The sequence below is a fragment of the Herbiconiux sp. VKM Ac-2851 genome (genome assembly GCF_013205105.1).
Lineage (GTDB): Bacteria > Actinomycetota > Actinomycetes > Actinomycetales > Microbacteriaceae > Herbiconiux > Herbiconiux flava.
Map to the genome: position 1 here is coordinate 412,113 of NZ_JABMLJ010000003.1, position 12,843 is coordinate 424,955.

Sequence of the window (12,843 nt, forward strand, 5' to 3'; positions counted from 1 at the left end):
GAAGGAAAATTGCTCGACGTAACAACTTTTGATGAGCTGCGGATCGGCCTCGCAACGGCCGACGACATCCGCAAGTGGTCGCACGGTGAGGTCAAGAAGCCCGAGACCATCAACTACCGCACGCTGAAGCCCGAGAAGGACGGCCTCTTCGGAGAGCAGATCTTCGGGCCGAGCCGTGACTGGGAGTGTTCCTGCGGCAAGTACAAGCGGGTGCGCTTCAAGGGCATCGTCTGCGAGCGCTGCGGTGTCGAGGTCACGAAGTCGTCGGTGCGCCGTGAGCGCATGGGCCACATCGAGCTCGCCGCCCCGGTCACGCACATCTGGTACTTCAAGGGTGTGCCCAGCCGTCTCGGCTACCTGCTCGACATGGCGCCGAAAGACCTCGAGAAGGTCATCTACTTCGCCGCCTACATGATCATCTCGGTCGACGAAGACGGCCGTCACGATGACATGCCCGGCCTCGAGAACGAGCTGCGCCTCGAGATCAAGACGCTGTCCGACCAGCGCGATGCCCGCATCGCCGACCGTCTGCAGCGCCTCGAGACCGACCTCGCCGAGCTCGAGAACGAGGGCGCGAAGGCCGACCAGAAGCGCCGCACGAAGGATGGCGCCGAGAAGGAGATGTCGCAGACCCGCAAGGCCTACGACGACCAGATCGCCCAGCTCGAGCGCGTCTGGGAGGACTTCCGCAACCTCAAGGTCGGTGAGCTCAAGCCGGAGGACGCGATCTTCCACGAGCTCCAGGACCGCTACGGCATGTACTTCGAGGCCTACATGGGCGCCGAGGCCATCAAGAAGCGGCTCGAGGCGTTCGACCTCGAGACCGAGGGCGAGAACCTCCGCCTGCAGATCGCCGAGGGCAAGGGTCAGAAGAAGATCCGCGCCATCAAGCGCCTGCGCGTGGTGAGCTCCTTCCTCGCGACCGGCAACTCGCCGGCCGCGATGGTGCTCGACGTCGTCCCGGTCATCCCGCCGGAGCTCCGCCCGATGGTGCAGCTCGACGGTGGCCGCTTCGCGACCTCCGACCTCAACGACCTCTACCGTCGTGTGATCAACCGCAACAACCGCCTCCGTCGTCTGCTCGATCTCGGTGCCCCCGAGATCATCGTCAACAACGAGAAGCGCATGCTGCAGGAGGCCGTCGACGCCCTGTTCGACAACGGCCGCCGTGGTCGCCCCGTCACCGGTACCGGCAACCGCGCCCTGAAGTCCCTGAGCGACATGCTCAAGGGAAAGCAGGGTCGTTTCCGCCAGAACCTGCTGGGCAAGCGCGTCGACTACTCGGGCCGTTCGGTCATCATCGTCGGCCCGCAGCTGAAGCTGCACCAGTGCGGTCTGCCCAAGCAGATGGCGCTGGAGCTGTTCAAGCCCTTCGTGATCAAGCGCCTGATCGACCTGAGCCACGCTCAGAACATCAAGGCCGCGAAGCGCATGGTCGAGCGCAGCCGTCCCCAGGTCTGGGACGTGCTGGAGGAGATCATCCGCGAGCGCCCCGTGCTGCTGAACCGTGCGCCCACGCTGCACCGTCTCGGCATCCAGGCGTTCGAGCCCCAGCTCGTCGAGGGCAAGGCGATCCAGCTGCACCCGCTCGTCTGCGCCGCGTTCAACGCGGACTTCGACGGCGACCAGATGGCCGTCCACCTGCCGCTGTCCGTCGAGGCCCAGGCCGAGGCCCGCATCCTGATGCTGGCGTCCAACAACATCCTGAAGCCGTCCGACGGCCGCCCGGTCACCCTGCCCACGCAGGACATGATCATCGGTCTGCACCACCTCACCACGGTGAAGGAGGGGGCGATCGGCGAGGGCCGCGCGTTCTCCGGTGTGTCCGAGGCCATCCTCGCGAAGGACCAGGGTTCGCTCGACCTCAACGCGGTCGTGAAGATCCGGATGCACGACGTGCACTTCGCCGAGGGCGACGGCCCCGAGGGCTACGAAGGCGGCCCCGTGCTGCTGGAGACCACCCTCGGCCGCGCGCTGTTCAACGAGGCGCTGCCGGACGACTACCCGTACATGCAGCAGGTCGCCGACAAGGGCGCCATCTCGGCGATCGTCAACGACCTCGCCGAGCGGTACCCGAAGGTTGAGGTCGCCGCTTCGCTCGACCGCATCAAGGACGCGGGCTTCTACTGGGCCACGCGGTCCGGTGTGACCGTCGCTCTCTCCGACATCCTGACCCCTCCCACCAAGCGGGAGATCGTCCAGGGCTACGAGAAGCAGGCCGCCAAGGTGCAGGCGCAGTTCGAGAAGGGTCTGACCACCGACCTCGAGCGTCGTCAGGAGCTCATCCAGATCTGGACGAAGGCCACCGACGAGGTCGCCGCAGCCATGCGCGCGAACTTCCCGGTCGACAACACGATCAACCGTATGGTCACCTCGGGTGCTCGTGGTAACTGGCTGCAGGTGCGCAACATCGCCGGCATGCGAGGCCTCGTGAACAACCCGAAGGGTGAGATCATCCCCCGTCCGATCATCTCCTCGTACCGCGAGGGATTGTCGGTGGCGGAGTACTTCATCGCGACCCACGGTGCTCGTAAGGGCCTGGCCGACACGGCTCTCCGTACGGCCGACTCGGGCTACCTGACGCGTCGACTCGTCGACGTGTCGCAGGACGTCATCATCCGCGAGCCCGACTGCGGCACCAGCCGCGGGCTCGACCTGCCGATCGCGAACGAGGGCGCCGACGGCGTCTGGACCCGCGACGACAACGTCGAGAACTCGGTCTACGCCCGCTCGCTGGCCGCTGACGCGGTGAACGAGAAGGGCGAGGTCGTGGCCTCGGCCGGAGACGACGTCGGAGACGTGCTGATCGACAAGCTGGTCGCCGCGGGCGTGCGCAACATCAAGGTGCGCTCCGTGCTGACCTGCGAGTCGGCTGTCGGTGTCTGCGCGGCCTGCTACGGCCGTTCGCTCGCCACGGGCAAGCTCGTCGACATCGGCGAGGCCGTCGGCATCATCGCGGCCCAGTCGATCGGTGAGCCCGGTACCCAGCTGACGATGCGCACCTTCCACACCGGTGGTTCGGCCTCGGCCGACGACATCACGCAGGGTCTGCCCCGCGTGCAGGAGCTCTTCGAAGCCCGTACCCCCAAGGGTGCGTCGCCCATCGTCGAGGCCGCCGGTCGTGTCACGATCGAAGACACCGACCGCAGCCGCAAGGTGATCCTCACGCCCGACAACGGCGACGAGCCGATCGCCTACCCGGTGCTGAAGCGTGCGACCCTCCTCATCGAGGACGGGCAGCACGTGGAGCTCGGTCAGCAGCTCATCGTCGGCGCCGTCGACCCGAAGGAGGTCCTTCGAGTCAAGGGCGTTCGCGAGGTGCAGAAGCACCTCGTGGGCGGTGTGCAGGGCGTCTACCGCTCGCAGGGTGTGCCGATCCACGACAAGCACATCGAGGTCATCGTGCGCCAGATGCTGCGCAAGGTCACCGTCGTCGAGCACAGCGACACCGACCTGCTCCCCGGTGAGCTCGTCGACCGGTCGCGCTACACCGAGGTGAACCGCGCCGCGGTCGCCGAGGGCAAGCGTCCGGCCTCGGCCCGTCAGGAGGTCATGGGTATCACCAAGGCGTCGCTGGCGACCGAGTCGTGGCTGTCGGCCGCGTCCTTCCAGGAGACCACGCGTGTTCTCACGCAGGCCGCCATGGAGGGCAAGTCCGACCCGCTGGTGGGCCTGAAGGAGAACGTGATCATCGGAAAGCTGATCCCGGCCGGAACCGGTCTCCAGCGCTACCGCAACGTCACCGTCGAGGCGACCGAAGAGGCCAAGGCCGAGCGCTACCCGAACCGCATCTTCACGGATGACTCGGTGTTCTCGGAGGCCGACCTCTCGTTCGTCGACTTCGACAGCTTCTCGAGCGACGACTACACGCCGGGCACCTACAACTAAGGTCCCGACGAACGCCGAAGGGCCCCTCACCATCCGTGGTGGGGGGCCCTTCGCGCTCCCGTCGTCGGTGCCGCGGCGACGCGTCAGCCGAGCTGCGCCAGAACCTGGTTCGCGACGATGCGCCCGGCGCGGTTGGCGCCGATCGTGGAGGCCTGGGGCCCGTAGCCGGCGAGGAAGATCCGCGGGTCGCGCAGCACCCGGCCCTTCTCGACCGCGATGCCGCCCCCGTGCTCCCTGAGGTGCAGGGGAGCGAGGTGCCCGAGCTCGGCGCGGAACCCCGTCGCCCAGACGATGTCGTCGGCCGGCTCGAACGATCCGTCGGCGAAGCGCACCCCCTCGGGCTCGATCGAGGTGAACATCGGATGCGCGACCAGCACCCCGCGCTCCACCGCCGCCTTCACGGCCGGAGTGGCCACCAGCCCCGTGCCGCTGACGATGCTCGGCAGCGCCCGGCCCTCCCGCGCGGCCCGATCCTGGACGGCGACCGTCGCCGCCCCGGCCTCCGCCGCCAGCCCGTCGCCCTCGACGAACTCCGGCGTCCGCCGTGTCACCCACGTCGTGGCCTCGGCGACGCCCTCCAGCTCGAGCAGGATGTTCGTCGCCGACGTGCCACCGCCCACGACGACCACCCGGCGTCCGCGGAAGTCCTCGGCGCTGCGGTAGTCGACCGTGGTCCACTGACGCCCCAGGAAGGCCTCCTCGCCCCGCACGTGGGGCTTGAAGGGGCTGCCCCAGGTGCCGCCCGCATTCACGACGACCTCGGCCGTCAGCGAGCCGTGGTCGGTGTCCAGCCGCAGCAGGGGCTCCTCGTCGCGCACGGCGGTCACGGTCACGGGGCGCCGCACCTGCAGCCCGTAGGAGTCCTCGTAGCGGCGGTAGTACTCGGTGACCACGTCGCGGGCCGCCCGGCTGCGGTCGGCGGTGTCGAAGCTCAGTCCGAGCTCGGCCATGCCGGGCAGGTCGTTCACGCGGTGCGCCGTGCCGAGCCGCAGGGCCTCCCAGCGGTGCTGCCAGGCCCCTCCCGCATCCGGCCCCCGGTCGAGCACGAGGAAGCCCTCACCGGCCTCGAGCCCGCGACGCTGCAGGTGGTGGGCGACCGACAGCCCGGCCTGGCCGGCGCCGATCACGGCGACGCGGGTGCGGGCGGGCAGCGGGAGGGTCATCTGCACTGGAACAGCGAACGCGCCCGATCCCTTCCCTCGCGCGGCCCTGGCGCGGGTTTAGAGTGACGCCATGAGCACCGACGATCGTCAGGACCAGCTGCCCGAGTTCCCGGGCTGGCAGGCCCCCGGCGCCGACGAGGCATCCGCTGACGGAGCCGCCGCCGACGCCCCCGCCGCGCAGCCGGCGCCGCCGCTCCCCGTCGCCGAGCCGGTCGACGCGCCGGCCGCCGAGAGCGCGCCACGTCCCGTGGAGATCCCGGAGCCCATCGAGATGCCGGCGGCCGAGCATCCTGAGCCGGAGCCCGCCACAGCGTCAGTGCCCGCCGCTCAGCCTGTGCCCGCCGCCGCCCCGGAGCCCGCTGCCGAACCTGAGCCCGTCGCCGAGCATGCCCCGGTCGCCGAGCAGGCCACCGCCGCCTACGACCACCAGCCCATCGGCGGCCCGTACGTCACGGCCTCCGAGCCCGAGCCGGCTCCGGTGCGCGAGCAGCAGTCCGTCCAGGATGCTCCGACCGACCGCACCCCGTACCCCGCCGCCGCGTTCGCGCCGGCCGCCGCGACCAGCGTCGCCGCGCAGAGCGGTTCGGCCCCGGCCCCCGTCTCCGAGAACCCCCCGCCCTACCAGCCCGTCCCGCAGCCGGTGCAGGCGCCCCGCCCGCCGGAGCCCAAGGGCAACCGCGGCGCCGGCAGCCTGATCGCGCTGCTCGGCACGGCCGTGTTCGCCCTGCTGTTCGCCGCGGTGTCGTTCTTCGTGATCGGCGCGAACCTCACGGGCGAGGCGGCGATCACCGCGTTCCTCGACTTCCTGCGCAGCGCCGCCTTCATCGTGCCGGTCGTCGCGTTCGCGCTCTCGCTCATCCTGATCGTGCTGATCGTCAACCGCGCGGGCTGGTGGGCCTACGTGCTCGGCGGTTTCCTCGTCGCCGTGCTGGTCTACTTCGCCGGCATCGCGGGAGCCCTGGTGCACGTCCGGGCCTGGGAGTGGCAGCCGCAGGAGCAGTACGACTTCGTGCGCTCGCTCACCATGGATCCGCTCACCCTCGGCGGTGCGATCGTCGCCCGCGAGGTCGCCATCTGGACGGGAGCGCTGATCGCGCTCCGCGGCCGGCGTCTCAAGGCCCGCAACGCGGCGGTCCGCGAGGAGTGGGACCGCGCGCAGGCGGAGGACCGCGCATCCGTCGACCGCGCCGCGCAGAACGACCGCCCTGGAACGAACCCGGGCGAGGCCCCCGCTCCCATCACGACCTGGTAGGATCCCTAGGTCCGCGTTGCCGGTCGTCGAGCTCAGGTTCGGCGGCATTTGACCCGTCAGGGTCAAGAGGCTAGAATTTTCCGGGTGTGTGCATACTTGCATGCCCAGATTTTCGAGCGAAGCAGGGCTGAGATGCCCCCACTGCTCTTCCAACCAGCGATACCAGAGCCATTTCGTACCGCCGGTGGATCAAGACGAACCCGACACACCAGTACTGGTGCGTGCAGGGGCGTGAACGAACGGGTGCGGGAGTCCGTGCCCGACACCCAGTGAGAACTGACACCGAGCGTTACGAATACAAGGAGTAAGTAGTGCCAACCATTCAGCAGTTGGTCCGCAAGGGTCGCACCCCGAAGGTCACCAAGACCAAGGCGCCCGCCCTCAAGGCCAACCCCCAGCAGCGCGGCGTGTGCACCCGTGTGTACACCACCACCCCCAAGAAGCCGAACTCCGCGCTTCGCAAGGTCGCCCGCGTCAAGCTGTCGAACGGCACCGAGGTCACCGCTTACATCCCCGGTGAGGGCCACAACCTGCAGGAGCACTCGATGGTGCTCGTGCGCGGCGGTCGTGTGAAAGACCTCCCCGGCGTCCGTTACAAGATCGTCCGCGGCGCGCTCGACACGCAGGCCGTGAAGAACCGCAAGCAGGCTCGCAGCCGTTACGGCGCGAAGATGGAGAAGAAGTAATGCCTCGCAAGGGTCCCGCCCCGAAGCGTCCCGTTGTCGCCGACCCCGTCTACGGTGCCCCGGTCGTCAGCCAGCTCGTCAACAAGATCCTCCTCGACGGCAAGAAGGCCATCGCCGAGCGCATCGTGTACGACGCCCTCGAGGGTGTCGCGGCGAAGAACGGCCAGGACGCCGTCGTCACGCTGAAGAAGGCGCTCGACAACGTTCGCCCCACGCTCGAGGTCCGCAGCCGCCGCGTCGGTGGCTCGACCTACCAGGTGCCGGTCGAGGTCAAGCCTCACCGCGCCAACACCCTCGCGCTGCGCTGGCTCACCACCTACGCCAAGGGCCGCCGCGAGAAGACGATGACCGAGCGTCTCCAGAACGAGATCCTCGACGCGTCGAACGGTCTGGGCGCCGCTGTCAAGCGTCGCGAAGACACCCACAAGATGGCCGAGTCGAACAAGGCCTTCGCCCACTACCGCTGGTAGTCGTTCGACCCACCTTCCCTTTTCTACCTTTCGGAGGAATCCGTGGCACAGGACGTGCTCACCGACCTGAACAAGGTCCGCAACATCGGCATCATGGCGCACATCGATGCCGGCAAGACCACCACCACCGAGCGCATCCTGTTCTACACGGGCATCACCCACAAGATCGGTGAGGTGCACGACGGCGCCGCCACGATGGACTGGATGGCTCAGGAGCAGGAGCGTGGCATCACGATCACCTCTGCCGCCACGACCTGCTTCTGGAACAAGAACCAGATCAACATCATCGACACCCCCGGTCACGTCGACTTCACCGTCGAGGTGGAGCGTTCGCTCCGCGTCCTCGACGGCGCCGTCGCCGTGTTCGACGGCAAGGAGGGCGTCGAGCCCCAGTCCGAGACGGTGTGGCGTCAGGCCGACAAGTACAACGTCCCCCGCATCTGCTTCGTCAACAAGATGGACAAGCTGGGCGCCGACTTCTACTTCACCGTCGACACGATCATCAACCGCCTCGGTGCCAAGCCGCTGGTGCTGCAGCTCCCGATCGGTGCGGAGTCCTCGTTCGAGGGCGTCGTCGACCTGGTCGAGATGCGCGCACTGACCTGGCGCGGAGACGCCAAGGGTGACGTCGAGATGGGCGCCAAGTACGAGATCGAGGAGATCCCGGCCGATCTCAAGGAGAAGGCCGACGAGTACCGTCAGCTGCTCCTCGAGACCGTCGCCGAGACCGACGACGCGCTGCTCGAGAAGTTCTTCGCCGGCGAGGAGCTGAGCGTGGCCGAGATCAAGGCCGCGATCCGCAAGCTCACCGTCAACTCGGAGATCTACCCCGTGCTCTGCGGCTCGGCGTTCAAGAACCGCGGCGTGCAGCCGATGCTCGATGCGGTCGTCGACTACCTGCCGTCGCCGCTCGACGTGCCGGCCACCGAGGGTCACGACATCCGCGACGAGGAGATCGTCGTCGAGCGTCACCCCGACCCGAAGGACCCGTTCGCCGCGCTGGCGTTCAAGGTCGCGGTGCACCCGTTCTTCGGTCGTCTCACCTACATCCGCGTCTACTCGGGCCAGCTGGCCTCGGGCGGACAGGTCATGAACTCGACCAAGGGCAAGAAGGAGCGCATCGGCAAGATCTTCCAGATGCACTCCAACAAGGAGAACCCGGTCGACTCGGTGACCGCCGGTCACATCTACGCCGTCATCGGTCTGAAGGACACCACCACCGGTGACACCCTGTCCGACCCGTCGAACCAGATCGTGCTCGAGTCGATGACCTTCCCGGAGCCCGTGATCGAGGTCGCGATCGAGCCGAAGACGAAGGCCGACCAGGAGAAGCTGGGTGTCGCCATCCAGAAGCTCGCCGAAGAAGACCCGACCTTCCGCACGGAGCAGAACCAGGAGACCGGTCAGACGGTCATCAAGGGAATGGGCGAGCTCCACCTCGACATCCTGGTCGACCGCATGAAGCGCGAGTTCAACGTCGAGGCCAACGTGGGCAAGCCCCAGGTGGCCTACCGCGAGACGATCCGCAAGACCGTCGAGCGCTACGACTACACGCACAAGAAGCAGACCGGTGGTTCGGGTCAGTTCGCCAAGATCCAGATCGCCATCGAGCCGATGGAGGTGACCGCCGAGACCACGTACGAGTTCGTCAACAAGGTCACCGGTGGCCGCATCCCGCGTGAGTACATCCCCTCGGTCGATGCCGGAATCCAGGATGCCCTCCAGGTCGGCGTCCTCGCCGGCTACCCGATGGTCGGCGTGAAGGCGCTGCTGCTGGATGGCGCGTCCCACGACGTCGACTCCTCGGAGATGGCGTTCAAGATCGCCGGTTCCATGGCGTTCAAGGAGGCTGCTCGCAAGGCCAGCCCCGTGCTGCTCGAGCCGCTGATGGCCGTCGAGGTCCGTACCCCTGAGGAGTACATGGGCGACGTCATCGGCGACCTGAACTCCCGTCGTGGCCAGATCCAGTCGATGGAGGACGCGCAGGGTGTCAAGGTCGTGCGCGCCAACGTCCCGCTGTCGGAGATGTTCGGCTACATCGGTGACCTGCGTTCCAAGACGTCAGGCCGCGCCGTGTACTCGATGACCTTCGAGAGCTACGCCGAGGTCCCGAAGGCTGTGGCCGACGAGATCATCCAGAAGAACAAGGGCGAGTAACACCTGAGTTCGGCGGGCCTCGTAGGTTCGCGTAAAATATCAACAAACCCCCGCCTGGTTCCGGATGCAATCCAGCATCCGGACGAGGGCATGAGAGTCCTGAGGAGGACCTAGTGGCTAAGGCCAAGTTCGAGCGGACCAAGCCGCACGTCAACATCGGAACGATCGGTCACGTTGACCACGGTAAGACCACCCTTACCGCTGCCATCTCGAAGGTCCTGGCGGACAAGTTCCCGTCGGCGACCAACGTTCAGCGCGACTTCGCGTCGATCGACTCCGCTCCTGAGGAGCGCCAGCGCGGCATCACGATCAACATCTCGCACGTCGAGTACGAGACGCCCAAGCGTCACTACGCTCACGTCGACGCCCCCGGTCACGCTGACTACATCAAGAACATGATCACCGGTGCGGCTCAGATGGACGGCGCGATCCTCGTGGTCGCCGCCACCGACGGCCCGATGGCTCAGACCCGTGAGCACGTGCTGCTCGCCAAGCAGGTCGGCGTGCCCTACCTGCTCGTCGCCCTGAACAAGGCCGACATGGTCGACGACGAGGAGATCCTGGAGCTCGTCGAGCTCGAGGTCCGCGAGCTGCTCGCCGGCCAGAACTTCGACGAGGACGCACCGGTCGTGCGCGTCTCCGGCCTCAAGGCGCTCGAGGGCGACGAGAAGTGGACCCAGTCCATCCTCGACCTCATGGACGCTGTGGACGAGTCGATCCCCGACCCGATCCGCGACAAGGACAAGCCGTTCCTGATGCCGATCGAGGACGTCTTCACGATCACCGGTCGTGGAACCGTCGTCACCGGCCGCGCCGAGCGTGGCACCCTCGCCATCAACTCCGAGGTCGAGATCGTCGGCATCCGCCCGACGCAGAAGACCACGGTCACCGGTATCGAGATGTTCCACAAGCAGCTCGACGAGGCCTGGGCCGGCGAGAACTGCGGTCTGCTCCTCCGCGGCACCAAGCGCGAGGACGTCGAGCGCGGCCAGGTCGTCGTGAAGCCCGGTTCGGTCACGCCGCACACCGAGTTCGAAGGGACCGCCTACATCCTGTCGAAGGATGAGGGTGGCCGTCACAACCCCTTCTACACGAACTACCGCCCGCAGTTCTACTTCCGCACCACCGACGTCACCGGCGTCATCACGCTGCCCGAGGGCACCGAGATGGTCATGCCCGGCGACACCACCGACATCTCGGTCGCGCTGATCCAGCCGATCGCGATGGAGGAGGGCCTCGGCTTCGCGATCCGTGAGGGTGGCCGCACCGTCGGTGCCGGCACCGTCACCAAGATCAACAAGTAGTAGATCTCCACACCACGCAAAAGGGGTCGTGCCTTCGGGCACGGCCCCTTTCGCCGTGCCCGATCCGCGGAGTAAGCTGACGAAATGTCAGTATCGGATTTGCACGACGATCTCGCCGTGGCTCTGACCCTGCATCGATCCGGACATCCGCTCGCGGCATCGGTGCTGAACGAGGTGCTCGTCCGCGCGGAAGCCGCGGGGGAGGTCGACGCCTCGGTTCGCGCCGCGTCGGCCCTCGGGGAGATCGAGGTCGATTCGGCGTCAGTGGGGGACGGGCTCGCGCTCATGACCGCTGCCGCGGAACGGGCGGCCGGCCTCGCGATGTGGACGTTGGCGGCGGCGTCGTTCCGGAGCGTCTGCGGGGTCGCCGTCCGGAGGAACGAGGTGAGCACCGCGATCTCAGCCGCCGAGCGGGCGGCGGAGTGCTTCGCCCAGAACGGCGACCCTGAGCCGGCGGCGCGTCAGAGGGCGTTCGCGGCTCTGTGGCGAGACCGGCTGGAGTCTCGGCCGGAGGTCGACTGGGGAGCGTGGGCCCGCAGCGGTTGACCCCGGGACGAGAAGGGGTGCAGGGTGGGGGCATGGCTGGATTCGACGACATCACGCGCAAGGCGAAGGCATTCCTCGACGAGGAGAAGGTGCAGCAGGCACTGAAGAGCGAGAAGGCCGAGGAGGTCAGCGACAAGCTGCTCGAGGGTCTCGCGGGTGCTGCCAAGAAGGTCACCGGCGGCAAGCACGACGACAAGATCGACGAGGCCCGCCGCAAGGCGGATGGGGCGGTCGGCGACCGTTAGGGGTTAGCTGGGGAGATGGCACGCCTCCGACGCTCCGACTCCTCGGGCCGGGGGATCCATCGGCTGAAGGCCGGACGCGGGTTCACCTACCGCGACCACTCCGGCGAGACGGTCACCGACCCCGAGCTCCGTGCGCGCATCGAGCACCTCGCGATCCCGCCCGCCTGGACCGACGTCTGGATCGCGCCCTATGCCAACGGCCACATCCAGGCCACGGGCGTCGACGGCGCCGGCCGCCGCCAGTACATCTACCACCCCACCTGGCGTGAGCAGAAGGACCGGATCAAGTACGACCGGGCCCTCGCTCTCGCCGAGTCCCTCCCGGCCGCCCGGCGTCGCGTCACCATCGACCTCCGCCGCGACGGCTACCCCGAGGAGCGCGCGCTGGCCGCCGGCTTCAGGATGCTCGACACGGGCTCCCTGCGCGTCGGCAGCGAACGCTACGCGGCCAAGCACGGCAGCCACGGCCTGACCACGCTGCTCTGCGCCCACGCGACCACCAAGGGCGACCGGGTGCACCTCTCGTTCCCCGCGAAGAGCGGCCAGGAGTGGGACTCGGAGATCACCGACGCCGACCTCGCGTCCTTCGTGCGCTCCATGAAGCGCCGGGGGGCCAACGCCCGGCTGATCGCCTGGAAGGACGGCTCGCGCTGGCATCCCGTGACAGCAGAGGAGATCAACGCGTACGTGCGGGAGCAGACCGGCGGCGAGTTCACCGCCAAGGACTTCCGCACGCTGCACGGCACCGCGGCCGCGGCCGTCAGCCTCGCGCGCACGGGCCCGCAGTCGTCGAAGACGGCGCGGTCGAAGGCGATCGCCCAGGCCATGCGCGACGCCTCGGCCGTGCTGGGCAACACCCCCTCGATCGCGAAGGCCAGCTACGTCGATCCGCGGGTCGTCGACCACTTCCGCAACGGCACCACGATCGACCGCAACCGCCTCGGGTCGGCCGAGTCCGAGCTGCGCGCCCTCCTGTTCGACTGAGAAGTCAAGTCTTGTGTTCGCGGGGGAGAAGCGCAGAATAGGGGCACTCGTTCTCACGGGTGCCCGCCGCCAGACGGTGCGAACAGAGCTCGGCCGGGAGTGGCCAGCGTAGTGATACGTCTGGGCCCCGGGCACTCCGTGAGAACGT

The 12,843-nt window shown here is 67.9% G+C and carries 10 protein-coding genes; 9 read left to right on the forward strand and 1 reads right to left on the reverse strand.

Annotated elements, in window-relative coordinates; translation table 11 throughout:
* Positions 1–9 precede the first annotated feature (9 nt).
* A complete protein-coding gene (locus tag HQQ85_RS15010; protein WP_173183327.1) occupies positions 10–3,888 on the forward strand; it encodes a DNA-directed RNA polymerase subunit beta' in 3,879 nt (1,292 codons plus the stop codon).
* An 83-nt stretch (positions 3,889–3,971) separates the two neighbouring features.
* Here HQQ85_RS15010 and HQQ85_RS15015 read toward each other — a convergent pair whose 3' ends face one another.
* A complete protein-coding gene (locus tag HQQ85_RS15015) occupies positions 3,972–5,051 on the reverse strand; it encodes an FAD-dependent oxidoreductase (protein WP_173183941.1) in 1,080 nt (359 codons plus the stop codon).
* 70 nt (positions 5,052–5,121) lie between these two features.
* Between HQQ85_RS15015 and HQQ85_RS15020 the strand changes: the two genes are divergently transcribed.
* The 8 genes from HQQ85_RS15020 to HQQ85_RS15055 all read left to right on the forward strand — a co-directional run bounded on the left by HQQ85_RS15020 (position 5,122) and on the right by HQQ85_RS15055 (position 12,695).
* On the forward strand, positions 5,122–6,303 hold the full coding sequence (locus HQQ85_RS15020; RefSeq protein ID WP_173183328.1) for a hypothetical protein: 1,182 nt from the start codon (positions 5,122–5,124) through the stop codon (positions 6,301–6,303).
* Between the two features lie 311 nt (positions 6,304–6,614).
* The gene (gene rpsL / locus HQQ85_RS15025; protein ID WP_011186743.1) at positions 6,615–6,989 is read left to right on the forward strand and encodes a 30S ribosomal protein S12; all 375 of its coding nucleotides are present in this window, start codon (positions 6,615–6,617) and stop codon (positions 6,987–6,989) included.
* Positions 6,989–7,459: a 30S ribosomal protein S7 gene (rpsG, locus tag HQQ85_RS15030; protein WP_173183329.1), complete on the forward strand. Its 471-nt coding sequence runs from the start codon at positions 6,989–6,991 to the stop codon at positions 7,457–7,459. The genes rpsL and rpsG overlap by 1 nt, the downstream gene beginning before the upstream one ends.
* 42 nt (positions 7,460–7,501) lie before the next feature.
* Positions 7,502–9,616, forward strand: coding sequence for an elongation factor G (fusA, locus tag HQQ85_RS15035; RefSeq protein WP_173183330.1), 2,115 nt, complete (start codon positions 7,502–7,504; stop codon positions 9,614–9,616).
* A gap of 113 nt (positions 9,617–9,729) precedes the next feature.
* On the forward strand, positions 9,730–10,920 hold the full coding sequence (tuf, locus tag HQQ85_RS15040; RefSeq protein WP_173183331.1) for an elongation factor Tu: 1,191 nt from the start codon (positions 9,730–9,732) through the stop codon (positions 10,918–10,920).
* 117 nt (positions 10,921–11,037) lie between these two features.
* On the forward strand, positions 11,038–11,466 hold the full coding sequence (locus HQQ85_RS15045; RefSeq protein WP_173183332.1) for a hypothetical protein: 429 nt from the start codon (positions 11,038–11,040) through the stop codon (positions 11,464–11,466).
* A gap of 32 nt (positions 11,467–11,498) precedes the next feature.
* Positions 11,499–11,711, forward strand: a complete 213-nt coding sequence (locus HQQ85_RS15050; RefSeq protein ID WP_173183333.1) for an Rv0909 family putative TA system antitoxin — start codon at positions 11,499–11,501, stop codon at positions 11,709–11,711.
* Between the two features lie 15 nt (positions 11,712–11,726).
* Positions 11,727–12,695: a DNA topoisomerase IB gene (locus HQQ85_RS15055; protein WP_173183334.1), complete on the forward strand. Its 969-nt coding sequence runs from the start codon at positions 11,727–11,729 to the stop codon at positions 12,693–12,695.
* Positions 12,696–12,843: the final 148 nt, after the last annotated feature.